Source organism: Streptomyces sp. NPDC051987 (assembly GCF_040680735.1).
In the GTDB taxonomy this organism is placed as follows: domain Bacteria; phylum Actinomycetota; class Actinomycetes; order Streptomycetales; family Streptomycetaceae; genus Streptomyces.
Map to the genome: position 1 here is coordinate 1 of NZ_JBFAXI010000081.1, position 25047 is coordinate 25047.

Genomic DNA, 25047 nt, shown 5'->3' on the forward strand with positions numbered 1-25047 from the left:
GCAGCGGAGGGCGCCCTTCTGCCATGCGTGCCGTGTGTCGGCCGTCCGTCAGCCGTCCTCGCGCCGCACCGACAGGAGGTCCTCCAGCTGCTCCTCACGGGCCTGGGCGGCCACGAACAGCAGTTCGTCACCCGCTTCCAGGGAGTCCTCGGGGGAGGGGGTGAGGACCCGGGTGCCGCGGATGATCGTGACCAGCGAGGTGTCCTCGGGCCACGCCACGTCGCCGACCTGGGTGCCGGCCAGGGCCGACTCCTCGGGCAGCGTCAGCTCCACCAGGTTCGCGTCGCCGTGGCTGAAGCGCAGCAGCCGGACCAGGTCGCCGACCGACACCGCCTCCTCCACCAGGGCGGACATCAGGCGCGGCGTCGAGACGGCGACGTCCACGCCCCAGGCCTCGTTGAAGAGCCACTCGTTCTTGGGGTTGTTGACCCGGGCGACGACGCGCGGAACGCCGTACTCCGTCTTCGCGAGCAGCGAGACGACCAGGTTCACCTTGTCGTCGCCGGTCGCGGCGATCACGACGTTGCAGCGCTGCAGCGCGGCCTCGTCCAGGGAGGTGATCTCACAGGCGTCGGCCAGCAGCCACTCCGCCTGCGGCACCCGCTCGACCGAGATGGCGGTCGGGGCCTTGTCGACCAACAGGACCTCGTGGCCGTTCTCCAGCAGCTCGCCCGCGATCGAGCGGCCGACGGCACCGGCCCCGGCAATGGCGACCCGCATCAGTGACCGCCCTCCTCTTCCGGACCCCCGGCGAAGGCGGCCTCGACCTTGTCGACGTCGTCCGTCCGCATCATCACGTGCACCAGGTCGCCCTCCTGCAGGACCGTCTGCGAGGTGGGCAGCATCGCCTCGCCGAGCCGGGTCAGGAACGCGACCCGCACCCCGGTCTCCTCCTGGAGCCTGCTGATCTTGTGGCCGACCCACTTCGGGGAGGCGTGCACCTCGGCGAGCTGCACCCCGCCGGTGGGGTCGCGCCACAGCGGCTCCGCGCCCGAGGGCAGCAGCCGGCGCAGCATCTGGTCGGCGGTCCAGCGGACCGTGGCCACGGTCGGGATGCCGAGGCGCTGGTAGACCTCGGCGCGCCGGGGGTCGTAGATCCGGGCCGCGACGTTCTCCACCCCGAACATCTCGCGGGCGACCCGCGCGGAGATGATGTTCGAGTTGTCGCCGCTGGAGACGGCGGCGAAGGCGCCGGCCTCCTCGATGCCCGCCTCGCGCAGGGTGTCCTGGTCGAAGCCGACTCCGGTGACCCGGCGGCCGCCGAACCCCGGGCCCAGCCTGCGGAAGGCGGTGGGATCCTGGTCGATCACGGCGACCGTGTGCCCCTGTTGCTCCAGGGTCTGCGCGAGAGCGGAACCCACTCTGCCGCAGCCCATGATGACGATGTGCACGACCGTCCTTCCGGTGTCCCAAATTTACTGCTCAGCCCCATCAGGGTCTCAGACCGAGCCCCAAGCTACACACGCACCGTCCCGGCCGGGCACCCCTCGGGCAGGCTCATCGGCGAGTGATGCTGCGCACGCTCCAGGCGGTGAGGATTCCGAGGCCGACGAGGGCGACCGTGGCACCGATCAACTCTGCGGTCGCGGGCATGGGACCTCCGAAGTGCGCGGACAGGCGGGGTCTGCCATCTAGGCACGGATCGGGCGTAAGCTACGGAATCCGCAGTTCCAGCCGTCGCCTTTTTCACTCGGGAGGCAGATCCCGTACCGCGGCTGGAGACCTGGCAGCTGGAAGGCCTACGATCCTCTCTCGTGTCCAAACTGACCGACGTGCCCAAACGGATCCTGATCGGGCGCGCTCTGCGCAGTGACCGGCTGGGCGAAACACTCCTGCCGAAGCGCATCGCCCTCCCCGTCTTCGCCTCCGACCCGCTGTCCTCCGTCGCCTACGCGCCGGGGGAGGTCCTGCTGGTCCTGTCCATCGCGGGCGTGTCGGCGTACCACTTCAGCCCCTGGATCGCCGTCGCGGTCGTCGTGCTGATGTTCACGGTGGTCGCCTCCTACCGGCAGAACGTGCACGCCTACCCGAGCGGCGGCGGCGACTACGAGGTCGCCACCACGAACCTCGGCCCCAAGGCGGGCCTGACCGTCGCGAGCGCGCTGCTCGTCGACTATGTCCTGACCGTCGCGGTCTCCATCGCCTCCGGCATCGAGAACCTCGGCTCCGCGGTCCCCTTCGTGGTCGAGCACAAGGTGCTGTGCGCGGTCACCGTGATCGTGCTGCTGACGCTGATGAACCTGCGCGGCGTGAAGGAGTCCGGCAAGCTCTTCGCTATCCCGACGTACGTGTTCGTCGGCGGCGTCTTCATCATGATCGCGTGGGGTGCCTTCCGGGGCCTGGTCCTCGGGGACACGATGCGCGCCCCGACCGCGGGCTACCACATCAGGGCCGAGCACCAGGGCCTCGCGGGCTTCGCGCTGGTCTTCCTCCTGCTGCGCGCCTTCTCCTCCGGCTGCGCGGCGCTCACCGGTGTCGAGGCCATCTCCAACGGCGTTCCGGCCTTCCGCAAGCCGAAGTCGAAGAACGCGGCGACCACGCTGGCCATGATGGGCCTGCTGGCGGTCACCATGTTCTGCGGCATCATCGCGCTCGCGATGACCACCAAGGTCCGCATGGCCGAGAACCCGGCCACCGACCTCGTCCGGGGCGGTGTCCCGATCGGCCCCGGCTACGTCCAGAACCCGGTGATCTCCCAGGTCGCCGAGGCCGTCTTCGGCAAGGGCAGCTTCCTGTTCGTCCTGCTCGCCGCGGCCACCGCCCTGGTCCTCTTCCTGGCCGCGAACACCGCGTACAACGGCTTCCCGCTGCTCGGCTCGATCCTCGCCCAGGACCGCTACCTGCCGCGCCAGCTGCACACCCGCGGCGACCGTCTCGCCTTCTCCAACGGCATCGTGCTGCTCGCCGGCGCCGCCGCCCTGCTCACGGTGATCTACGGCGCCGACTCGACCCGCCTGATCCAGCTGTACATCGTCGGCGTGTTCGTCTCCTTCACGCTCAGCCAGACCGGCATGGTCCGGCACTGGAACCGCCACCTCGCGGTGGAGAAGGACCCGGCCACGCGCAGCCACATGATCCGCTCCCGCGCGATCAACGCGTTCGGCGCCTTCTTCACCGGCCTGGTCTTGGTCGTCGTCCTGGTCACGAAGTTCACCCACGGCGCCTGGGTGGCGCTGCTCGGCATGTGCATCTTCTACGCGACGATGACCGCGATCCGTAAGCACTACGACCGCGTCTCCGAGGAGATCTCGGCCCCCGAGGAGCCCGACGACGACCTGGTGCGCCCCTCCCGGGTCCACTCGGTCGTCCTCATCTCCAAGATCCACCGCCCCACCCTGCGCGCCCTCGCCTACGCCAGGCTGATGCGCTCGGACACCCTGGAGGCGCTCACCGTCAACGTCGACCCGGCCGAGACCAGGGCGCTGCGCGAGGAGTGGGAGCGGCGCGGGATAGACGTGCCGCTGAAGGTCCTCGACTCGCCCTACCGCGAGATCACCCGGCCGGTCATCGAGTACGTCAAGGGCCTGCGCGCCCAGTCCCCGCGGGACGCGGTCTCCGTGATCATCCCGGAGTACGTGGTCGGCCACTGGTACGAGCACATCCTGCACAACCAGAGCGCGCTGCGGCTCAAGGGCCGGCTGCTGTTCACCCCGGGCGTGATGGTGACGTCCGTGCCCTACCAGCTGGCGTCCTCGGAGGCGGCCAAGGTCCGGGCGCGCAGGCGGCAGGAGTGGAGCGCGCCGGGTGCCGTGCGGCGTGGTCCGGCGGAGCACCGGCCGAAGGAGCCCAGCGGCAGTAACTAGGGGTTCGCGGGAGCACGTAGACTGGTGGGCTGTCGTCGGCCCTCGCCCGGGGCCGTTTCCCTCCCCCTTGATCTGGAGTCACCCCGCCATGCAGGCAGAACCGAAGAAATCGCTGGTGGGGACGGAGTACGAGGTCGAGGTCGGCCCGGTCGCGCACGGCGGCCACTGCATCGCCAGGACCGCCGAGGGCCAGGTGCTGTTCGTGCGGCACGCGCTGCCCGGCGAGCGGGTCGTGGCCCGGGTGACCGAGGGCGAGGAGGGCGCCCGCTTCCTGCGCGCCGACGCGGTGGACGTCTTGGAGGCGTCCAAGGACCGCGTCGAGGCTCCCTGCCCCTACGCCGGCCCCGGCCGCTGCGGCGGCTGCGACTGGCAGCACGCCAAGCCGGGCGCCCAGCGCCGGCTCAAGGGCGAGGTGATCGCCGAGCAGCTCCAGCGGCTCGCCGGCCTCACGCCCGAGGAGGCCGGCTGGGACGGCACGGTCATGCCCGCCGAGGGCGACAAGCTGCCGGCGGGCGAGGTGCCGCAGTGGCGGACCCGCGTGCAGTACGCCGTCGACGCCGACGGCAACGCGGGACTGCGCCGGCACCGCTCGCACGAGGTGGAGCCGATCGAGCACTGCATGATCGCCGCGCCGGGCGTCAGCGAGCTGGGCATCGAGGAGCGTGACTGGTCGGGCATGGTCTCGATCGAGGCGATCGCCGCGACGGGCTCCCAGGACCGCATGGTGATCCTGGAGCCCCGCCCCGGCGCCCGCCTCCCCCTCGTCGAACTCGACCGGCCGGTCTCGGTCATGCGGGTCGACGAGCACGACGGCGGCATCCACCGCGTCCACGGCCGCGCCTTCGTCCGCGAGCGCGCCGACGGCCGCACCCACCGGGTCGGCAGCGGCGGCTTCTGGCAGGTCCACCCGAAGGCGGCGGACACCCTGGTCACCGCGGTCATGCAGGGCCTGCTGCCCCGCAAGGGCGAGATGGCGCTCGACCTCTACTGCGGCGTCGGCCTCTTCGCCGGCGCCCTCGCCGACCGCCTCGGCGAGAAGGGCGCGGTCCTCGGCATCGAGTCCGGCAAGCGTGCGGTGGAGGACGCCCGCCACAACCTCGCCGAGTTCCCGCGGGTCCGCGTCGAGCAGGGCAAGGTCGAGACGGTCCTCCCGCGCACCGGCATCACGGAGGTCGACCTCATCGTCCTCGACCCGCCCCGCGCGGGCGCGGGCCGCAAGACGGTGGAACACCTGTCGTCCCTGGGCGCCCGCCGCATCGCCTACGTCGCCTGCGACCCGGCGGCCCTGGCCCGGGACCTCGCGTACTTCCGGGACGGCGGCTACCGGGTGCGGACGCTGCGGGCGTTCGACCTGTTCCCGATGACGCACCACGTGGAGTGCGTGGCGATCCTGGAACGCGCTGAAAAGGGCGCTTGACCTGTGGTTTTCTGATTTCTTTCGTCGGTCGACCTGTTGGGGAGATGAGCGGAAGGCTGCGTGGCGGTGGCGGAGCCCCTTGGTTCTTGCGGCCTGACGCCATACGGCCCCCTGCGCCCGCTTCACGTAACGAAATTCGTCGGGCTCCACCGCATTGATCGAAGACCGTTACGCCAGGTCCTCGCGGCCGCTTTCATGTGCAAACGGATGGTCATGCTGGCAAGTGGGGCTTGTGGCTCCTCGCGGCGCCGGCCTGCATGGGGATGATGCCTCAGCTCCGGCGTAACCGAGTTCCCCGTCACTGCCGGAAGTGCCGCTGTTCCCCGCCGTGCCCAGTCGCCGGCCGTCCGGGTGCCCGCGCCCTGCGCATGCCTGTGCAGTCTCAGGAGTGCGCCTGCAGCTCGTCGACCGAGTGACGTCGGCTGCGCCACCGGCCGCCCGGTACGCGCAGAGCATCCGTGAGAGTTACTACGGGCGGCGGGACGACGGCACCTGGGGGCACCTCCAGGGACGCGTGCGGCACCGCCGCGCCGAAGGGGTGCGGGGAAGGCCATCGGAGCCGATGCGCTGCTCGGCGGGGTGGCGGAGGATGGACGAGAGCCGGGCAGACGGGCGCAAAGTCGGCGCAGCGAGGAGGTGCGGCATGGCGAAATCGGTCGTCGTGGGAGTCGACGGCTCACCGTCCAGCCTGGACGCGGTCGAGACGGCGGCACACGAGGCGGTGATGAGCGGCGTCGGCCTGCGGCTGGTGCACGCCTTCGGGTGGCCCTCGATCCATCCACCGCCTGGTGGACCGTCTTGGAATCCCGCCAGGGCGGGGGTGCGTGAGCTGGTGGACGGCACGCTCGCCGAGGCCGGACAACGGGCACGCGAGATCGCACCGCGGCTGGACATCAGGCGCGAGGTCACTGTCGGCGAGCCGCTGATGGTGCTGGAGATCGAGTCGCGCACCGCCTCCCTCGTCGTGGTGGGCAGCCGCGGGCTGGGCGCGTTCGGCAGCCTGCTCCTCGGTTCCACCGCCGTACATCTGGCCGCGTACGCGCATTGCCCGGTGCTGGTGGTGCGGGGCCCGCTGAACCCGGCCGGTCCCGTCCTGCTGGCGGTGGACGGCTCCCCGGCAGGCGAACGCGCTGTCGAGTTCGCCTTCGCCGAGGCGAAGATGCGCGGTGCGGACCTGCTGGCCCTGCACGTGTGGAACACCTGGAGCGAACTGGCCTACGAGGATCCGAGCAACCCGCTGAACATGGTGGTCGACATCGACCGGCTCCGCGATGAGGAGCAGCGGCTGCTGGACGAGACCCTGTCCCCGTGGCAGACGCGCTATCCGCAGGTCACGGTGGAGCGTCGCCTGGTACGTTCCCGGATCCGCCCGGCGCTGATCGAGGCGAGTCGTGACGCGCAGCTGGTCGTGGCCGGTGCCCGTGGCCGCGGTGGCTTCACCGGCCTGCTGCTCGGCTCCGTGAGCCAGGCCCTGCTGCATCACGCGCACTGCCCCGTGGCGGTGGTCCGCGGCAGCAAGTGACCACCGCCGCCTGTTCGTCGGCGGGACTTCGGCGTCAGTACCGAGGAGTCGGCTATCGGCGACGACGGGCCGCTGCCGGGCGGGGCGTTGGGTCCTCCGGCCCTACTTCTGGGAACTGTGGCCCAGATCGACCGAGGTCTCACTGATCCATCCTGATGGCACTGGAGCAATCAGCCGAGGGAAGTGATCGGCATGATGTGGTACGGCGACGGATGGGGCTGGGGCGGCTGGATCGTCATGACGGTGTTCATGGTGCTTTTCTGGGCCGTCCTGATCGTCGGGCTCGTCGCACTTGTGCGCTACCTCACCGGTGCGCGTCAGCAGCAGCCCGGCCCCCCTCCACCGTCCGGCGAGGGCGGGTGGCAGGACCGACGGGCTGAGAACCTGCTTGCCGAGCGGTTCGCACGCGGGGAGATCGACGAGGACGAGTACAAACGCCGGCATGCGCTGCTTCGGGAGCACCGATGAAAGCGCATCGCCGCCGAGGAGTGCGGTCGGCGATCGCCATTGCTGCCGTTGCTTTGGTGCTGGGTGTCGCCACGACGGGTCTGATGGCCGCGTCCGGCTCCTTCCACAGGACGGGACCGGCCTCCTGGCGAGGGCAGAGCGCCCGATGCAGCGCGCCGGCCGCGGAGGGCAGTGCGATCGATGTGACCGTGTGGGACATGGGGCGCATGATGCGGGGCCCGAACGGGTCTGCGCCGGACAACGGCCGTCCCGGCTGGTACGGCATGGGCATGATGCGCTTGGCGGCCCACCCCGTGACGGTCCCGGCGGGAAAGGTGACCGTGCGGGTGGTCAATGCGGGCACCCTCGTCCACGAGGTGATCGTGTTGCCACTGCCGGGGGCCCAGGCTGCCGGCGAACGCGCCGTCGGCTCCGGCGGCCGGGTGTCGGAAGCAGGCAGCCTCGGCGAGGCGTCGCGCACCTGCGGCAGTGGTGCCGGAGACGGCATCGCCCCCGGTGCGGCGGCCTGGACCACGGTGACGCTGCGGCCGGGCCGCTATGAGCTGCTGTGCAATGTCCGGGGCCACTACGCGGCCGGGATGTACACAGAGCTGGACGTCACTCGGTGAGGGAATCGCCGGCTGCTGACGGCACATGGGGACGTCGTGGGCGCGCGGCACAGCGGCGGGCTCCCAGGGCGAGACGGCAGCCTCCCGAGTCGGTGAACATGGGTGTGGTGTCTCCAGGCGTGGTGGAGCACGGGACGTCGGTACGTTGAACCGCTGTCCCGGCAGGGTCAGTTGGCGAGAGTGAGCCCTGCCTGGGGATGGCCCCGCCGTACCACCACGTCCATGAGCACCGCCCCCTGGGGGCGGCGGCCGTTCCAGCCAAGCGAGGGCGACGGGCCTACGCGTCCAAGGTCAGGTCACCAGGGTACGACGCCGCTGTCGTCGATCAGCTGGCCGGTCGGGCCGTCGTCCGGCAAGGTCGCCGGCCGGGTGGCGCTCGCCGCGCCCTGCTCGTCAGCCGGCGCCGCCCGGGGCTCGGCAGGGCAGGTCGAGGGTGACGACTGCCCCGTACGCGGTGTTCCGGGCCTGCGCGGTGCCGCCGTGCGCGGTGGCCACGGCGTGGACGAAGGCGAGTCCGAGGCCGGATCCCTTGCTGGTGCGGCTCGCTTCGGCGCGGGCGAAGCGGTCGAAGGCCCGGGGCAGGAACTCGGCCGGGAAGCCGGGGCCGTCATCGCCGACGCGTATCCGCACCCTGCCGTCGCGGACGGCGGCTGTGACGCGGACGCTTGTGCTGCCGTGGCGCAGCGCGTTGTCGACGAGGTTGCCGACGGCGGGCACCAGCCAGCGGGCGTCGACGTCGACGGTCGTGTCGTCCGCGTCGATGTGCAGGCCGTACCCGGCACGCTCGGCGGTGCGCCGATGCGGGGAGACGGCGGTGTCGACCAGGTCGGCGAGTCGTACCGGCGCTCGGGTGATGTGGCTGGTGCCGCCGAGCTCCTCCAGGTCGAGGAGGGCGTCGGAGAGGTCGATCAGACGTTGCACCTCCGCGTCCACGGAGCGCAGGGTCTCGGTGAGTTCCTCGGCGGAGCGGGGGCGGTGCAGGGCGACGTCGACCTCGGCCCGCATCAGGGTGAGCGGGGTGCGCAGTTCGTGGCTGGCGTCGGCGACGAACCGGCGCTCGCGTTCGGCGGCTGCTTCCAGCTGGTCGAGCATGTGGTTGAGGGTGTGGCCGAGACGGGTGATCTCGTCGTCCCGGTCGGTGGGCACGTCCAGGCGCAGGTTCTGGGCACCGCCGGCGAGGGTGGCGGCTCCGACGCGGTAGCGCTCGACGGGGCGCAGGGCGGCGCGGGCGGTGCGGTAGCCGACGTAGGAGGCGGCGATCAGGGTCAGCCCGGAGGCGATGCCCAGCTGGGCGAGGAGTTCGCGCAGCGCCTCGTCGCGATGGCCGCGCCGGACGGCGGTGACCACGATCCTGGTCCGTCCGTCCGCCGTGACGCTTCCGGCCTGGAGGCGCAGCGCGTCCGGCGCGATCGGGAGCAGGGAGCCGACATCGCGGTGGACCGTGGTTCCGCGCATGACGACGCCGAGTTCGGCGGGGGTGAGCAGCGGTTCGCGGCGTACGGCGTCGCTGGAGCTCAGGACCCGGCCGTGCGCGTCCAGGACCTGCCGCAGGCTGCCGCTGGGGCCGGGCGGGAGCCCGGCGCCGGTGCGCACGGCCTGGTCGAGGCTGTGCCGGTAGGTGGTCAGGTCGTCGTTCAGCTGCTGGTCGAGGGCGGTCTGGACCCGCCAGTAGACCAGCCCGGCCGCTCCGGTCAGGACCAGGGACATGGTGACGGCGACGGCGAGCACCAGGCGTACGACGACGGGCAGCCGCCTGAACCACGCCCGGGGCCGGCCTGCCAGGGTCACGGGGTGGTCTCCAGACGGTAGCCGCGTCCGCGCAGGGTCGTGATCGTCGTACGGCCGAAGGCACGATCGACCTTGGCGCGCACCTTGGAGACATGGACGTCGATGGCGTTGCTGCGCAGGTCGGTCTGGCCGTCCCAGACCTCGTCGAGCAGCCGAACGCGGCTGACCACGCACCCGGCGTTCTCCATGAGGACCCGCAGCACGTCGAACTCCCGCCGCGCCAGGTCGAGTTCGTTCTCGCCACGCCAGACCCGTTGCTGGTCGAGGTCGAGGACGAGGTCCCCGACCTGGAGCCGGCGTGCCGTTTCGGGGCGGCGCCGGGATATCGCCCGCAGCCGGGCCAGCAGTTCCTCCATGGCGAACGGCTTGACCATGTAGTCGTCGGCGCCGGCGTCCAGCCCGGCCACCCGCTCGCTGATCGCGCCGCGCGCGGTGAGCAGGATCACCGGCACGTCGATGCCCTCGCCGCGCAGCGTCCGGCAGACCTCGACCCCGTCCATACCGGGCAGCATCACGTCCAGGACGACGGCGTCCACGCGCGCGTCACGGGCGGCGGCGAGCCCGGAGGGGCCGTCGTAGCGGCCCTCGGCGGTGTGCCCGGACTCGGTCAGGTAGCGGACGGCCAGGTCCGTGAGGCGTGTCTCGTCGTCGACGACCAGGTAGTGCATGCCGGTCAGGCTAACCAGCCACAGGCCACGGCAGGGTACCCGGGAAGGCTTCATGGTCTGTTCATGTGACATCCCTACCGTCGTTCAGGTCGCGGTGCTCCGCGGACCGCGACCGGTCCGTTGTCCGACGTGCCGTGACGGAAGGGACCCCCATGCTCGCATCGGTGCTCGCCGCCAAGGGCATCACCGACCACCTCACGGTCACCGATCTGATGATCCGTGGTGGTCTCGACGTCCTCGCCCTGCTGATCCTGGTCGGCCGGCTCTACCGGCGCCGTCCGAGCGCACCGGCGATGCCACTGGTGCTCGCCGCGCTCAACACCGGCCTGTTCGCCGCGATGAGCACGATCAGCTCCGGCAAGTTCCCGGCCGGCGTCGGCTTCGGCCTGTTCGGCATCCTCTCCCTGGTCCGGCTGCGCAGCGCGGCGTTCACCCTGCGCGACGTCGCCTACACCTTCGTCACCCTGGTCATCGCCCTGTGCACGGGGCTGCCGCACCGGCAGACGTGGCTCGTCGTGGCCCTGGTCGCCGCCGTACTGCTGGCGGTTCTGCTGGTCGACGACCCGAAGTCGTACGACCCGCCGACCCGGACCGTGAAGCTCACCCTCGACCGGATCTATCCGGAGCCCGCGCTCGTCGCCCACGACGTGGCGCTCCGCTTCGGCCAGGCACCGCTGTCGGTCGAGGTCGACGAGGTCGACTACGTCCGCGAGACCACCCGGGTCTCCGCCCGCTACCCCGTGCAGCCCGGCGAGACCGCGCTCGTTGCGCAGTCCGAACCGCGCGAGGAGCTGACGCTCTCATGACGTCCGCTCTCGCCTCCGCACTCGGCCTGTCCGGGCTGCGGGGCGCGACGCTGGCCGAGGTCGACGCCGCCGCCGCGCTCCAGCACCGCACCGACCGCAAGTACCTGGTCCCGCTCGACCGTGCCCGCGACGTCGTCGCCCGCCTCGCCGACAGCCACCGCGTCCTCGACCTCGGCGGCGGCCGCCGTACGACGAGCTACCTCAGCACGTACTTCGACACCGAGGAACTCGGCGCCTGGCGGGCCCACGTGCAGCAGCGCCGCCGGCGCTGGAAGGTCCGCACCCGCCTGTATGTGGAGGACGCACTGTGCCGGGTGGAGGTGAAGACGAAGGACGGCCGCGGCGCCACGGTCAAGCACGCCCTCCCGGTCCCGGCCGCCGCCTACGGCGAACTCGGCACGCGGGCCGGCGAGTTCGTCGACGCCGTGCTGCACGGATCCGGCATCCCCGTCACGGCCGAGGCGCTGGCCCCCACCACCGAGGTCCGCTACGTCCGCGCCGCCCTCGCCGACCTCGACCACGGCACCCGCGTCACCCTTGACGGCGCCCTCACCTGCCACCGGGGAGGCCGCACCGCCGTGCTCGACTCCGGCCACGTCCTCGTCGAGACCAAGGGAGGCACCCGCCCCGCCCCCGCCGACCGGTTGCTGCTGAGCCTCGGCGCGCGGCCGGTCTCCCTGAGCAAGTACATCGTCGGCCAGTCCCTGCTCACCCCCGGACTCCCCGACAACGACGTACGCCGCCTCGCCCGCGCCCACTTCACCACCGAGACGCATCCGCTCCGCGAAAGGATCCCCGCCGCATGAACGCCCTGCGCGGCATCACATGGCCGTACGCCCTGATCGCGCTGCTCGCCGTCGCGGCCGTCTCCGTCGGTGTGCTGCGACCGGAGTGGGTCGCCGCCGCCACCGTCACGAAGAAGCCCGGAGCGACGGAACGGATCAAGCAGGACCTGCCGCCGAAGCTCTTCACCGACGCCGAGATCGCCCCGATCGGCAGGGAGGCGGCGGCCCAGCGCACGAAGGCCGATTCGCTCTTCGCGCAGTGGACCGCGCAGCACGGCACCACACGCGACGACAAGGCGTTCACCGCGTGGGCCGCCGCACAGGTCCCCGCGCCCCCGTCGGCCGCACAGCGCACCGCGGAACTCCGCCAGGTCCAGGCCCTCGCCAAGGCCCGCACGGCGGCGGGGAGGAAGGCCGCGACCTGGCTGGAACTGCACGGCAAGAAGGACATCTGGAAGCTCTACCTGCACGACCAGCGCGAACTGGTCCCCGCCACGCAGGGTACGGCGGAGAAGGCCGAGCTCAAGGCAGCCCTGAACCTGGCCAAGACGATCAGCGACCGACTGGCGGCCAAGGACAAGCAGCCGGCCCCGTTCGTCCTGGACCCGACCCTGCGCCCGGAGAAGCAGATCAAGCCCGGGGCGAAGGGCCCGTACTCCTACCCCTCCCGCCACGCCGCCCGCGCCGCAGCGGCCGTCACCTTCCTCGGCGCCCTCACACCCCACCGCGCCGCGGACTACGCGTGGATGCGGGCCGAAGTCCTCTACTCCCGCCTCTACATGGCCGGCCACGTCACCAGCGACCTGACCGCCGGAACCCTCCTCGGCGACCTGATCGGCGACTACGAACTCGCCGTCAGCGGACACTGGCACCGCTGAGCCTCGTGGTCAGAGCCCGCCGGTGTTGAGCAGCCGGTTGGGGGTGTCGGAGCGGACGCCGTGCAGGACACCGGGGGTGGCCGTGTGGTCGAGCCAGACGTGCACCTGGTGGGCCGTGGCGTGCGGGTGTGCCGACAGGTACAGCGCGATCACGCCGGTCGCGTGCGGCGCGGCCCAGGACGTGGCGCCGTCGTCCTCCGTGGTCGTACCGCCGCCGGCCAGGGCGGCGGTCACCTTCTGGCCTGGGGCGTACAGGTCCACGCAGCGTCCGTAGCCCGAGCCGTAGGAGCCGCCGTCGCTCCACGGGCGGTCGTCCGGGGTGGAGGCCGCGACGACGATCGTGCCGGGGACGCCGGCCGGGGAGTGCCTGCAGGCGTCGTCGTGGAAGTTGCCGGCCGACACCACGGTCGGGATCCCCGCGTCGACCATCTTCTTCACGGCGGACTCCAGGGCCGCCGACCGGTGATCGAGGTTGAGCGACATGTTCACCACCGCGGGCTTCTGCGCGTGCGCGGTGACCCAGTTGACCGACTTCACCAACGCCGCCTCGGCCGCCGTCGGCGAGCCACCGCCCTCGCTCTCGCACAGGACGCCCTGGACCCGTACGAGCTCCGCCTTGGGCGCCACCCCGTACTTCGCTCCGCCGATGATGCCCGCGACGAACGTGCCGTGGCCTGTGCCCGCCTCGCTGAAGCAGTCACCGGAGTCCTTCGGGCCCACGAAGTCGGCCCCGAGGTGGGCCCGTCCGCCGAACTCCTTGTGGCCGATGTCCATCCCGGTGTCGATCACGTAGACGTGCACGCCCTTGCCCGTGGCGGTGGTGGTCAACTTCCCGTTCAGGGGCCGCGACCGCTGGTCCAGGATGTCCAGGTTCCACGGCACGTGACGGGTGACGGATGGGGCTGCGGCCTGCGCGACGCCCGACAACGTCCCCACGGAGCCGGCAGACGCGGGCGCCGAGCCTGACCGCGCCCCGTTCCCGGAGGGCGGCACGGACCGCGCCGACCCGTGCACCGGGACCGCCCCGCCGCTTCCGCCGGAAGCCGCGCCGGTTTCCCCGCGGCAGGCCGAGGTCCCGAGAACCGTCGCCATGGCCACCACCACGAGACCGGTCTTCGTCACGTTTCGCTTCACGATGTCCCCCGCCGTCCTGCTCCGCACACAGTCAGCGCACAAGACGACCACATGGGGCGCGCGGTTCCGACGGGGCATGCGGCAGCCGCTCACCGTCGCTTCCGTCCCGTTCGGCATCCGGCCGTCGAAGACCAGCCTCAGCGTTGGGCGGCCGCGCCGAGAGCGCGCAAGGGCGGCAAGGGCCGACCTGCGGGCCGACTGCGCCGGAGCGAGCGTTCCCTCCAGAGCGGCGATCTGCAGTCGGGTGTGGGTGGTGCCGGCGGCCAGTCGGGCCCGTTGCCCTTCCTTCGCGCGGTTTCGTATGTCCGCCGGCGTCGCCTCGACGACACGCTTGCGCCGGTGGGCCGCACTGTGTGCCGTGCGGTGGTGGGGTCAGTGGTCGAAGTAGCTGAAGTCGCCCACGGTCCAGGCACTGACGTCCTCGATCGCGACGCGGTACATCCCGCCTGTCTCCGGGATCCCCACCGCACCTTGCAGGATCCGGGCGACGTGGAAGTGCAGATGCGTGGGCGGTCCGTCCTTCCTCGCGGGGGTGTCGAAGACGGCGGAGAACGCGCCCAGGTCGGCGGAGTCCGTCAGCACCTCGGACACCCTCTGTCTCCACATGGCTCCCGGAGCCAGCCGACCGGTGATGACAGCACCACTGGTGACCACGGTCAGGGTCATCTGATTGCTCTGCCCGGATTCCACGAGGGCGGCTATCGCCACGAGCAGCTCGTCAGGTGTCGGCATGGGACGGGATTCTATGCACTGGCGCGCCCCGGCGGCTCGGACGATCGCCCAACGATCGCCCGACCGGGCGAGACGGGCGCACACGGCTCCTCGTTTCTCATGGCGTGGTCACTTCATGTCCGCCAGGGCACCGTCGGCGCCTGCGGTGCCGGCCGTCCCCGCTCCGGGCGAGCTCCGACGGCCCGGGACGCGGACGGCCGTGTCGACGTCGGCGAGGACGACCGCGCTCTGCTGCACCTGCTGCACGCCGGCCTGAAGGACGAGACCAGAGCCCGCCAACTCGGCCTCAGCGAACGGACGTTGCGCCGCAGGACAGCCGACCTGATCACCCGCCTCGGAGCGACGAGCCGATTCCGGGCGGGGGCGCAGGCGGTGCGTCGCGGGTGTGCCGCCGGTGCAGCTTTCAGCGGTGAGTCGCCGGTCACCCGCATGCGCGGTTACCTGGAGAAGAGCATCCCTTCCAGCGGACGCAAGGAGTCCCCCCATGCGCGGAGCAGTGATCCACGCCCCCGGCGACGTGCGCTTCGAGACCCTGGACGACCCGAAGATCCTCGACCCCACCGATGCGGTCATCCGTACGGCCGTCACCTGCGTGTGCGGCACCGATCTGTGGCCCTGGCGCGGCCTGGACGCGACCGACGGAGCCCACCCCATGGGCCATGAGTACATCGGCTTCGTGGAGGAGGTCGGCAGCGAGGTGACGGCGGTCAGGCCCGGCCAGTTCGTCGTCGGCTCGTTCGCGACCTCGGACAACACCTGCCCGAACTGTCGCAACGGCTTCCAGTCCAACTGCCTGAGCCGCGAGTTCATGAGCACCTGCCAGGCCGAGTACGTGCGCATTCCCAACGCCCAGGGCACCCTGGTCGCCACCGACGAGGTGCCCGGCGAGGAGTTCTGGCCCGGCCTGCTGGCCGTCTCCGACGTGATGGGCACGGGCTGGTGGGCCGCCGACGCCGCCGAGGTGAAGCCAGGTTCCACCGCAGTGGTCGTCGGCGACGGCGCGGTCGGCCTGTGCGCGGTGATCGCCGCGAAGGAGATGGGCGCGGAGCGGATCGTCGCGATGAGCCGCCACGAGTCCCGGCAGAAGCTCGCCCGGGAGTTCGGCGCCACCGACATCGTCACCGAGCGCGGCGAAGAGGGGGTCTCCCGCGTCAAGGAGCTGACCGGCGGCATCGGCGCCGACGCGGTCCTGGAATGCGTCGGCACCGCTCAGGCCATGCAGACGGCCCTGCGCTCGGCCCGCCCCGGCGGCAACGTCGGGTTCGTCGGCCTCCCGCACGAGGTGGCGGTCGACGGCGAGGAGCTGTTCTTCTCCCACGTCGGCCTGCGCGGCGGCCCCGCTCCCGTGCGCCGCTACCTGCCCGACCTGATCGACCGCGTCCTGTCCGGCCGGATCGACCCGGGCAGGGTCTTCGACCTCACGCTGCCCCTGGAGCAGGTCGCCGAGGGCTACCGGGCGATGGATGAGCGCCGCGCCATCAAGGCCCTGCTCAAGCCCTGACCCCGCGCAGGAGGGCCGGCTGGACGCGGGCCGCTCGGCGAGCGGCGTCTCAGCGGTTCGTACCGGAGTCGTCGGCGGCGTCGCCGTCGTCGTCCGAGGAGTTCCGCTGCCTCGCGCCGCCCGCTGCGGAGCCGTCCGCCTGCTCCTGCAGCAGTTCGATGAGCGCTGCGTCCGCCCTTTTCTGGTCCTCCTTCGTCAGTTCGACCGGTGCGTTGTTGTACACGGTGTAGCGGTCCGGATCGACGATGTTGGCGGCCCGCAGGGTGAACGTCAGCAGGCGGCGCCACCCCTTGCGGTGGCCGACCCTCGCCTGCAGCTGGACCGTGTAGTCACGGGCCTCCGGCAGGAACCCGGAGAAGGGTGCCTCGAACTCGACGAAGATCTGCTGCGCCTGTCTGCCGGGAATGACGAAGCCGGCCGGCAGCCTCGCGTCGTCGTCCGGTCCCGGCTGCAGCCGGGACCGCGTGGACACCCACAGCAGCGGCAGGTAGGAGGCGGGCTCCTCGGGGAAGGTCAGGACAAGATCCTGTACGACTATCGGCTTGGGGCCGGTGTTGTGCAGGACGATCGGGAGCCGCAGGCGGGCCGTGGAGGAGTGGATGATCGCTGCGAAGGCATGCGGCTCCCACGTCTTCAGGCGCCCCTGCCTGGCGTTGAGCCACCAGAACGACGCGACGGTGAAGACCAGTGCGCAGGTCGACACCACGCCCGCGCCGGTGAGTGGTGAGGACGCGGCCAGATCGGTCGCGGCCGTCAGCGGAACCACACGTTCAGTGTGCCAGCGACGGTGCGCGCTCGCTAACAGGACTCAGCAGCCTGCGCGCCGCCCGTGAGAAGGTGGGCGCCGCCGAGCCGGCCCTTGAGTGGGCCCAAAGGTTCTGGTCGGCGGTGGGTGCGCCAGTAGCGGGCCTGGCGGGCCGGTTCGCCGTCGGCCGTGCGGGCTGGGGCGCCGAAGGAGGGTTCGGCGGGATCCGCTCGGGCGGTGGTCGTGGGGTGGCGATTGCCGGCTGCCCGCGGGTGCGGCCCGTCTCCGGCGGTGCGGTCTCGGCCGCGACCGCGGGCGGCGTCAGGTGTCGAACGTCCAGCGGCGCGGGGTGCTGTCCTCGCGGAAGAAACGGCCGTCGCGGTAGAAGAGGCCGTCGCAGTCGTGCCGGGTGGCGTTCCCGCGGGTGTGGTCGAGGTGCCAGCCGTGGGTCTCGTCGCAGGTGTACCCCTGTTCCAGCAGGTAGCCGACGCCGTGGTCCCAGGCGTGGGAGGCGGCCTCGGTCCTGACGGCCGGGTGCGGGGCGTGTGCGGAGGCCGGGGCTGCGGCCGCGGCGGCGCCCCCGGCGCCGAGGACGGTGGCGCCCGTGACCGCCACGGCGGAGACGGTGACGACGATGCGCTGCGCGAGCTTCTTCATGATCTTCCTTCCTGGTGGCCAGTGGTTCCATACGTTGTATGGAATCCCGCTGCCATTATTGCCATACGACGTATGGAAATGTCGAGGTGAGGAAGGCCACTGGGCGGCCGACGGCAACGGCAGAGGTCCTGACCTCTGGGTGAAGTGAGCGACGAAGTGGGGCGCCGTGTACCCCGTCAGGGAGGGTTCGAGGGCGGGCCGTACCGCCTTGAGGTCCCTCGCGGTCTCCTCGGCGGCCGGTCCGAGCCCGTGATGGAGCAGCGGCGCCGCGAGACGGTCGAGGGCGCCGCCGTTCGGCGCGGGCGCGGCGAGGGCGCCGCCGAGCCGGCGCAGTTCGAACGCGGTCAGGCCGGGCCCCGCGTGCAGGGGCCACCGCCCGTACGAGGAGATGCCGGTCGCGTCAGTCGCCGGTGACGCCCCGGCTCACACGTTCCGCCGGTACTGGCCGCCGACCTCGAAGAACGCCTCGGTGATCTGCTGGAGGGTGCACACCCTGGCGGCTTCCATGAGGACGGCGAAGACGTTGGCGTCGCCGACGGCGGACTCCTTGAGCCGGGCGAGGGCCGGCCCGGCCTCCTCGCGGTGCGCGTCGCGGAACTCGTGCACGCGCCGGAGCTGGGAGGTCTTCTCCTCCTCGGTGGCACGGGCGAGGGTCAGGCCGGTGGGCTCGGCGTCGCCACCGGGCCGGCGGAAGGTGTTGACGCCGATGACCGGCAGGGTGCCGTCGTGCTTGCGCTGCTCGTACAGCATCGACTCGTCCTGGATGCGGCCGCGCTGGTAGCCGGTCTCCATCGCGCCCAGCACACCGCCGCGCTCGCTGATCCGGTCGAACTCGGCCAGCACCGCCTCCTCGACGAGGTCGGTGAGCTGGTCGACGACGAAGGAACCCTGCAGCGGGTTCTCGTTCATCGCCAGGCCCCACTCACGGTTGATGATCAGCTGGATGGCCAGGGCCCGGCGGACCGACTCCTCGGAGGGGGTGGTCACCGCCTCGTCGTAGGCGTTGGTGTGCAGCGAGTTGGCGTTGTCGTAGATGGCGGTCAGGGCCTGCAACGTGGTGCGGATGTCGTTGAAGTCCATCTCCTGGGCGTGCAGCGACCGTCCGGAGGTCTGGACGTGGTACTTCAGCTTCTGCGCGCGCTCGTTGGCGCCGTACTTCTCCTTCATGGCGACGGCCCAGATGCGGCGGGCGACCCGGCCGAGCACGGTGTACTCCGGGTCCATGCCGTTGGAGAAGAAGAACGACAGGTTGGGGGCGAAGTCGTCGATGTGCATGCCGCGCGCCAGGTAGGCCTCGACGTAGGTGAAGCCGTTGGCGAGGGTGAAGGCGAGCTGGCTGATGGGGTTCGCGCCCGCCTCGGCGATGTGGTAGCCGGAGATGGACACCGAGTAGAAGTTGCGGACCTTCTGCTCGATGAACCACTCCTGGATGTCGGCCATCATCCGCAGCGAGAACTCGGTGGAGAACAGGCAGGTGTTCTGGCCCTGGTCCTCCTTGAGGATGTCGGCCTGCACCGTGCCGCGCACCGTCGCCAGCGCGCGGGCGCGCAGTGCGGCCGCCTCCGCGGCCGAGGGGGCGCGGCCCTCGGCGGCGTGGAACTTCTCGGTCTGCTGGTCGATGACGGTGTTGAGGAAGAACGCCAGCACGGCGGGGGCCGGGCCGTTGATCGTCATCGACACCGACGTCGTCGGGTCGGTCAGGTCGAATCCGGCGTAGAGCGCCTTCATGTCGTCCAGGGTCGCCACCGAGACACCGGAGGTGCCGATCTTGCCGTAGATGTCCGGGCGCCGGTCGGGGTCGCGGCCGTAGAGGGTGACCGAGTCGAAGGCGGTGGACAGGCGGGTGGCCGGCTGGCCCTCGGAGAGCAGGGCGAAGCGCCGGTTGGTGCGGAACGGGTCGCCCTCGCCGGCGAACATGCGCGCCGGGTCCTCGCCGTCGCGTTTGAAGGGGAACACCCCTGCGGTGAACGGGAAGTGGCCGGGCAGATTCTCCGCGCGCCAGAACCGCACCAGCTCCCCGTGGTCGGTGAACGCCGGCAGGGCGACCCGGGGGATCCTGTTGCCGGACAGGGACTCGCGGGTCAGCGCGGTGCGTGTCTCCTTGTCCCGGGTCTTCACCACCTGCTCGTCACCGGAGTACGACGCCACCACCGCGGGCCAGTTGCGGAGCTGCTCGGCGACCGCGACCGGGACGCGCCCGCGGGCGTCCGCGAGCAGGGACTCGACGTTCGCGCTGTCCGCGCCGGCCGCGACCAGCTCGTCGCGGACCGCGTCCAGCCGTTGGACCCGGCGGGCGGCGGCGACCAGGTGCTCCGTCTCCGCGTGGTACCCGCGGACGGTCTCGGCGATCTCGGCGAGATAGCGGACCCGGCTCGCGGGCACCACCTGCCGGATGCCGGAGGAGTGACGTACCCCGACCGAGGGCAGCGCGCCCTCGCCCACCGGCAGGCCCCGTTCGGCCAGCGCGGCCCGAAGATGCTGGTAGAGGGCGGTGACCCCGTCGTCGTTGAACGTGGCCGCCGACGTCCCGAACACCGGCATGTCCTCGGGCCCCTGGTGGAACGCCTCACGGTTGCGCACCAGTTGCCGGGCCACGTCCCGCAGCGCGTCCTTGGCGCCGCGCCGCTCGAACTTGTTGATCGCCACCACGTCGGCGAAGTCCAGCATGTCGATCTTCTCGAGTTGCGAGGCCGCGCCGAACTCGGGCGTCATCACGTACAGGGAGACGTCGACGAAGGGCACGATCGCGGCGTCGCCCTGGCCGATGCCCGGCGTCTCCAGGACGACCAGATCGAAACCGGCGGCCTTGACCACGTCGATCATGTCCGTCAGGTGTTCGGGCAGTTCACGGTTTCCCCGGGTGGCGAGACTGCGGAAGAAGATGCGGTCCCCGTCCAGGCAGTTCATCCGGATCCGGTCGCCCAGCAGCGCGCCGCCGCCCCGTCGGCGGGTCGGGTCGACGGCGAGCACGGCGACGCGCAGCCGGTCCCGCTGGTCCACGCGGAACCGGCGCACCAGTTCGTCCGTCAGGGAGGACTTGCCGGAGCCGCCGGTACCGGTGATGCCGAGCACCGGCACGGTCCCGGCGGTGGCACCGCGCAGCTTCTCCATGAAGCCCGCGGGGAGCTTGCCGAGTTCGGCTCCGGTGAGGGCGCGGGCGAGTGCCTGCCGGTCCCCGGCGAGCACTTCCGCGGCCTCGGCCGGCGCCCGGTCCCAGACGTCGAAGTCGCAGTCCCGGATCACCGAGTTGACCATCCCGGCGAGGCCCATGCGCTGGCCGTCCTCGGGGGAGAAGATGGTGACACCGCTCCTGCGCAGGCGGTCGATCTCGTCGGGCACGATCACGCCGCCACCGCCGCCGACCACGCGGATGTGGTCCGCGCCGCGGTCGCGCAGCGACTGGACGAGGTACTCGAAGTACTCCACGTGGCCGCCCTGGTAGGACGAGACGGCCACCCCCTGGACGTCCTCCTCCAGCGCCGCCTCGGCCACCTCCTGCACCGAGCGGTTGTGCCCGAGGTGGATCACCTCGGCCCCCTGGGACTGGAAGATGCGCCGCATGATGTTGATCGACGCGTCGTGGCCGTCGAACAGCGCCGAGGCGGTGAGCAGGCGGACCGGCTGGTGGGGACGGTGCAGATCACGCATGGATGCCCTCTCGGCGGTTCGAGCGACGTACCGGACGGTAAAATAGTAGGACGTCCTAGTAAATCCTCGCCGCGTGATGCCGCCCACACCCGCCGAGGCGACCGCGCACGACCGTTCCCGGCCGTGCTGCCCGCGCCGCCGAGGAAGCGGCGCGCCCCAGGGGCGGAGGGCGTGCCGAGCGCGAACGGTTGGCGGCGCGGTGAGGCGGCCGGGTCCGGTGTGGCTGGCGGGATAGGTGGGGCAAGGGTCAGGAGCAGGCCGGTGCCGGTGTCGGTGCCGGGGTGAGTTCGGCGCGGCCGAACAGCAGGGCGTAGCCGGAGGGGAGCCGGCGGAGGATACGGGTGAGCAGGTCGGGGCCGGCGCAGGCCGCGACGGCGCACAGGACGGAGCCGGTGTCCCAGCGGGTCGTGGCCTGTGAGGCACCGGTACGGGCGGCGAGGTCCTTGACGAAGGCCCAGCCGGTCAGCGGCTGCGCGTCGGGGATCTGGGCGGTGAGGACGCATGCCGCCTCGAAGGGCAGGCGGGCGGCCAGCTCGGCGCGTTCCTCGCCGGTCAGCTGGCGGCCCAGGCCCGCGAGGACCAGGCGGACGGCTTCCTCGGCCTTCTCGCGGGTGGGGTAGGCGCCGTCGTAGCGGACCTTCTCCAGCATCTGCTCGTACGCCCGTCCGTAGGGCTGCTGGAACGGCGCGCGTCGGTCGGACATCACTGCGGTGGTTGCCTTTCTGTCACCAGGGTCGTGGTGCCGGTGTGCGGTCACCGGGGGTGGAGGGCGGGTGGACCGGGAGGCGGAGAGCAGACGCGCCGGTGTCCCGGGCCCGCCGTCGGGTCTGGGTGCGGAGGACGGGCGAGGGGGGTCGGTCGCCCGTCCTCCGCCGTGGTCGGTCCTCGGCGGTCCGGCTCAGCCGGAGATCTCCTTGCGGCCGGATCCGACACCGATGCTGACCTTGCGCGGCTTGGCGCGCTCCGCGATCGGGATGCGCACCGTGAGCACGCCCGCCTCGTAGTCGGCCTGGATGTGCTCGGTGTCCAGCGTGTCGGCCAGCACGAGCTGGCGGGAGAAGACGCCCAGCGGTCGCTCCGACAGCTCCAGCTGCACGTCGTCGGCGTTCGCCGCCGGCCGGCGCTCGGCCTTGACGGTCAGCATGTTCCGTTCGACGTCGATGTCGATCGCGTCCGCGGTGACGCCGGGGATGTCGAAGGCCACCACGTACGTGTCGCCCTCGCGGTAGGCGTCCATGGGCATCGGGGACGGCCGGGACCAGGTGCCGGGGCCCACCAGGTGCTGCGCCAGCCGGTCGAGCTCGCGGAAGGGGTCAGTGCGCATCAACATCGGAAAACACCTCCAGAGGGTTCGGGCAGTTGCTGCCAATGCGCCTCACTGAATCCGTTGTAACATGTCATCCGATGGATGACAAACGAAGTGTCGTCCGAAGGATGACAACCCGAGGGAGGTGCCCATGACCCCGGCCGACCAGCCGGCTTCACCCAGCGCCGACGCGAACAGCCCGGCGTCGTTCTTCGCCGCCGCGACCGCCCTGGAGGCCATAGACGACGCCCTGCGCGCCGCCCGGCACGCGGTTCCCGGCACCCCGGGCGCGCACGAGATCGGCCCGGACCAGGCCCTGGCCTCCCTCCTGCTGCTCCGGCAGGTGCGCGAGCGGCTGGCCGGATGGGAGACCGGCCTGATCGAGACCGCCCGGGACGCCGGAGCCAGCTGGGCCGAGCTCGCCCACCCCCTCGGCGTCGCCAGCCGTCAGGCGGCCGAACGCCGCTATCTGCGCGGCCGTCCCGGCCCGGCCGGAACCACCGGCGAACAACGCGTCCAGGCCACCCGCGAACGCCGCGCCGCCGAACGCACCACCGCCACCTGGGCCCGCCGCAACGCGGCCGACCTGCGCCGCATCGCCGGCCAGATCACCGCCCTCACCGACCTGCCGGAGACCGCCCGCCTCCCCCTCGGCCGGCTCCACGCGGCCCTGGCCCACGACGACCCCGCCGACCTCGTCCACCCCCTGTGGGCCACCCGCCCCCACCTGACCGCCACCCACCCCGACCTCGCCGCGCAGCTCGACAGCCTCACACCCCCCCTGACCCGGGCCGCTCCCGCCGGTGCGGACATCACCCGGATGCCGTAGTCGTCCGGTGCATCCGGACGGACGGGCGGCACGGTAGAGGTACCGGGGGCGACGGGCGCGAGGGCGCACGGACGACGACTGAGGCGGTTCGTGTGGCGGACGAGACGGCTGGGACGACGGACGGCAACGGCACCGCTGCCGAGGGTCCGCGGACCTGTCTGGTGACCGGCGCCAGCGGCTACATCGGCGGGCGGCTGGTGCCGGAGCTGCTGGACGCCGGGTACCGGGTGCGCTGTCTGGTGCGCACGCCCCGGAAGCTGCGGGACCAGCCGTGGGCCGGCCGGGTGGAGGTCGTCCAGGGCGATGTCACCGACGCGGCCTCGGTGGCCGCGGCGATGGCGGGCGTCGACGTCGCCTACTACCTGGTGCACGCGCTCGGCGCCGGCCGTCACTTCGAGGGCACCGACCGGCAGGCGGCCCGGATCTTCGGCGAGCAGGCCCGCGGCGCCGGGGTCGGCCGGCTGATCTACCTGGGCGGGCTGACCCCGGCCGGCGTCCCCGAGCGGGAACTCTCCCCGCACCTGCGCTCCCGCGCGGAGGTGGGCCGTATCCTCCTCGACTCGGGCGTGCCGACGGCCGTGCTGCGGGCCGCCGTCATCATCGGTTCCGGCTCGGCCAGCTTCGAGATGCTGCGCTACCTGACCGAGCGGCTGCCGGTGATGGTCACACCGCGCTGGGTGCACACCCGCATCCAGCCGATCGCCGTACGGGACGTGCTGCGCGTCCTCGTGGGGTGCGCCGACCTGCCGCCCGACGTCAGCCGCGCCTTCGACATCGGCGGCCCCGAGGTGCTCACCTACCTGGAGATGATGCACCGGTACGCCGCCGTGGCCGGGCTGCCCCGGCGCCTCATCGTGCCCGTGCCGGTGCTCACGCCCGGCCTGTCCAGCCAGTGGGTCGGCCTGGTGACCCCGGTGCCGGCCGCCATCGCCCGCCCGCTGACGGAGTCGCTGCGCCACGAGGTGGTGTGCCGGGAACGGGACATCGAGCGGTACGTGCCGAGCCCGCCGGGCCACCCGGTCGGCTTCGACCGTGCCGTCTCCCTCGCGCTGCAGCGCGTGCGGGACGCCCAGGTCGTCACCCGCTGGTCCTCCGCCTCCGTGCCGGGCGCTCCCAGCGACCCGCTGCCCACCGATCCGGACTGGGCCGGCGGCAGCCTCTGCACCGATGTCCGCGAACGCCACGCCGACGTGACGCCCGAGGCCCTGTGGGACGTGGTCGAGGGCATCGGCGGCCAGAACGGCTGGTACTCCTTCCCCCTGGCCTGGGCGGTGCGCGGCCGACTCGACCGTCTCGCCGGCGGGGTGGGCCTGCGCCGGGGACGCCGTGACGCGCGGCGGCTGCGGGTCGGTGACTCGCTGGACTTCTGGCGGGTGGAGGAGATCGAACGCGGACGGCTGCTGCGGCTGCGCGCCGAGATGCGGCTGCCCGGCCTGGCCTGGCTGGAGATGCGCGTCGACGCGGAGGGGGCCGGTGGCGCCCGTTACCGGCAGCGGGCCCTGTTCCATCCGCACGGACTGCTCGGCCAGCTCTACTGGTGGAGCGTGTCGCCGTTCCACGCGGTCGTCTTCGGCGGCATGGCCCGCAACATCGTCCGCGCCGCAGAACGCGCGCAGCAGCGGGACGCCGCGGGTGCCGACTCCGGCCCGTCTCCTGCCGGGAGCTGAGACCGGCAGCCCGACCGACACGCGAGCGTCCTGGGGACGTCCCGGGGTCAGGGCGGGGCTGCCGCCTGGGGGTCAGGGCGGGCTG

Annotated in this window: 23 protein-coding genes; 11 read left to right on the forward strand and 12 right to left on the reverse strand. The window is 72.0% G+C overall.

From position 1 onward, the window contains the following. Window positions 1-48 precede the first annotated feature (48 nt). Entirely contained in the window at window positions 49-720 is a 672-nt protein-coding gene (locus AB0M11_RS31555; protein ID WP_365711515.1) for a TrkA family potassium uptake protein, read from the reverse strand. Then, complete coding sequence (locus AB0M11_RS31560) at window positions 720-1391, reverse strand: TrkA family potassium uptake protein (protein WP_293992737.1); 672 nt, start codon at window positions 1389-1391, stop codon at window positions 720-722. The genes AB0M11_RS31555 and AB0M11_RS31560 overlap by 1 nt, the downstream gene beginning before the upstream one ends. A 363-nt stretch (window positions 1392-1754) precedes the next feature. On the opposite strand from AB0M11_RS31560, the gene AB0M11_RS31565 reads away from it, so the two are divergent. The 5 genes from AB0M11_RS31565 to AB0M11_RS31585 all read left to right on the forward strand — a co-directional run bounded on the left by AB0M11_RS31565 (window position 1755) and on the right by AB0M11_RS31585 (window position 7818). Further along, on the forward strand, window positions 1755-3803 hold the full coding sequence (locus AB0M11_RS31565; protein ID WP_365711517.1) for an APC family permease: 2049 nt from the start codon (window positions 1755-1757) through the stop codon (window positions 3801-3803). A gap of 88 nt (window positions 3804-3891) precedes the next feature. Beyond that, window positions 3892-5220: a TRAM domain-containing protein gene (locus AB0M11_RS31570; protein ID WP_365711519.1), complete on the forward strand. Its 1329-nt coding sequence runs from the start codon at window positions 3892-3894 to the stop codon at window positions 5218-5220. Between the two features lie 643 nt (window positions 5221-5863). Then, on the forward strand, window positions 5864-6742 hold the full coding sequence (locus AB0M11_RS31575) for a universal stress protein (RefSeq protein WP_365711521.1): 879 nt from the start codon (window positions 5864-5866) through the stop codon (window positions 6740-6742). Window positions 6743-6934: 192 nt separating this feature from the next. After that, window positions 6935-7210, forward strand: a complete 276-nt coding sequence (locus tag AB0M11_RS31580; RefSeq protein WP_365711576.1) for a hypothetical protein — start codon at window positions 6935-6937, stop codon at window positions 7208-7210. A gap of 197 nt (window positions 7211-7407) precedes the next feature. Further along, a complete protein-coding gene (locus AB0M11_RS31585) occupies window positions 7408-7818 on the forward strand; it encodes a sulfocyanin-like copper-binding protein (protein ID WP_365711523.1) in 411 nt (136 codons plus the stop codon). A 393-nt stretch (window positions 7819-8211) separates the two neighbouring features. Here AB0M11_RS31585 and AB0M11_RS31590 read toward each other — a convergent pair whose 3' ends face one another. Together AB0M11_RS31590 and AB0M11_RS31595 are read right to left on the reverse strand one after the other, a co-directional pair. Continuing rightward, window positions 8212-9606, reverse strand: a complete 1395-nt coding sequence (locus AB0M11_RS31590) for a HAMP domain-containing sensor histidine kinase (protein ID WP_365711525.1) — start codon at window positions 9604-9606, stop codon at window positions 8212-8214. After that, window positions 9603-10274, reverse strand: a complete 672-nt coding sequence (locus AB0M11_RS31595) for a response regulator transcription factor (protein ID WP_365711527.1) — start codon at window positions 10272-10274, stop codon at window positions 9603-9605. Before AB0M11_RS31595 ends, AB0M11_RS31590 begins: the two co-directional genes overlap by 4 nt. Window positions 10275-10426: 152 nt before the next feature. On the opposite strand from AB0M11_RS31595, the gene AB0M11_RS31600 reads away from it, so the two are divergent. Genes AB0M11_RS31600 through AB0M11_RS31610 form a run of 3 tightly spaced genes read left to right on the forward strand, consistent with a single transcriptional unit; the run spans window position 10427 to window position 12743 of the window. Continuing rightward, a complete protein-coding gene (locus tag AB0M11_RS31600) occupies window positions 10427-11080 on the forward strand; it encodes a DUF4956 domain-containing protein (RefSeq protein WP_365711529.1) in 654 nt (217 codons plus the stop codon). Next, a complete protein-coding gene (locus AB0M11_RS31605) occupies window positions 11077-11886 on the forward strand; it encodes a polyphosphate polymerase domain-containing protein (protein WP_365711531.1) in 810 nt (269 codons plus the stop codon). Before AB0M11_RS31600 ends, AB0M11_RS31605 begins: the two co-directional genes overlap by 4 nt. Beyond that, complete coding sequence (locus AB0M11_RS31610; protein WP_365711533.1) at window positions 11883-12743, forward strand: phosphatase PAP2 family protein; 861 nt, start codon at window positions 11883-11885, stop codon at window positions 12741-12743. The genes AB0M11_RS31605 and AB0M11_RS31610 overlap by 4 nt, the downstream gene beginning before the upstream one ends. Window positions 12744-12752: 9 nt before the next feature. Here AB0M11_RS31610 and AB0M11_RS31615 read toward each other — a convergent pair whose 3' ends face one another. The 3 genes from AB0M11_RS31615 to AB0M11_RS31625 all read right to left on the reverse strand — a co-directional run bounded on the left by AB0M11_RS31615 (window position 12753) and on the right by AB0M11_RS31625 (window position 14855). Further along, entirely contained in the window at window positions 12753-13625 is an 873-nt protein-coding gene (locus AB0M11_RS31615) for a S8 family peptidase (RefSeq protein WP_365711535.1), read from the reverse strand. Window positions 13626-14249: 624 nt separating this feature from the next. Then, window positions 14250-14609, reverse strand: a complete 360-nt coding sequence (locus AB0M11_RS31620; protein ID WP_365711537.1) for a hypothetical protein — start codon at window positions 14607-14609, stop codon at window positions 14250-14252. A 108-nt stretch (window positions 14610-14717) separates the two neighbouring features. Then, window positions 14718-14855 (reverse strand): hypothetical protein, encoded by a 138-nt coding sequence (locus AB0M11_RS31625; protein ID WP_365711539.1) that lies wholly within the window; start codon window positions 14853-14855, stop codon window positions 14718-14720. A gap of 238 nt (window positions 14856-15093) precedes the next feature. On the opposite strand from AB0M11_RS31625, the gene AB0M11_RS31630 reads away from it, so the two are divergent. Further along, entirely contained in the window at window positions 15094-16110 is a 1017-nt protein-coding gene (locus AB0M11_RS31630) for a zinc-dependent alcohol dehydrogenase family protein (RefSeq protein WP_365711541.1), read from the forward strand. A 49-nt stretch (window positions 16111-16159) separates the two neighbouring features. Here AB0M11_RS31630 and AB0M11_RS31635 read toward each other — a convergent pair whose 3' ends face one another. The 5 genes from AB0M11_RS31635 to AB0M11_RS31655 all read right to left on the reverse strand — a co-directional run bounded on the left by AB0M11_RS31635 (window position 16160) and on the right by AB0M11_RS31655 (window position 22490). Beyond that, window positions 16160-16876 (reverse strand): hypothetical protein, encoded by a 717-nt coding sequence (locus AB0M11_RS31635; RefSeq protein WP_365711543.1) that lies wholly within the window; start codon window positions 16874-16876, stop codon window positions 16160-16162. A gap of 300 nt (window positions 16877-17176) precedes the next feature. After that, on the reverse strand, window positions 17177-17512 hold the full coding sequence (locus AB0M11_RS31640; RefSeq protein ID WP_365711545.1) for a hypothetical protein: 336 nt from the start codon (window positions 17510-17512) through the stop codon (window positions 17177-17179). 423 nt (window positions 17513-17935) lie between these two features. Then, a complete protein-coding gene (icmF, locus tag AB0M11_RS31645; protein ID WP_365711547.1) occupies window positions 17936-21160 on the reverse strand; it encodes a fused isobutyryl-CoA mutase/GTPase IcmF in 3225 nt (1074 codons plus the stop codon). Between the two features lie 247 nt (window positions 21161-21407). Next, window positions 21408-21866, reverse strand: a complete 459-nt coding sequence (locus AB0M11_RS31650) for a DUF2267 domain-containing protein (protein ID WP_365711549.1) — start codon at window positions 21864-21866, stop codon at window positions 21408-21410. 192 nt (window positions 21867-22058) lie between these two features. Then, complete coding sequence (locus tag AB0M11_RS31655) at window positions 22059-22490, reverse strand: Hsp20/alpha crystallin family protein (protein ID WP_365711551.1); 432 nt, start codon at window positions 22488-22490, stop codon at window positions 22059-22061. A gap of 127 nt (window positions 22491-22617) precedes the next feature. On the opposite strand from AB0M11_RS31655, the gene AB0M11_RS31660 reads away from it, so the two are divergent. Further along, complete coding sequence (locus tag AB0M11_RS31660) at window positions 22618-23295, forward strand: type III effector protein (RefSeq protein WP_365711553.1); 678 nt, start codon at window positions 22618-22620, stop codon at window positions 23293-23295. Window positions 23296-23456: 161 nt separating this feature from the next. Beyond that, window positions 23457-24962, forward strand: coding sequence for an SDR family oxidoreductase (locus AB0M11_RS31665; protein WP_365711577.1), 1506 nt, complete (start codon window positions 23457-23459; stop codon window positions 24960-24962). Window positions 24963-25047 lie beyond the last annotated feature (85 nt).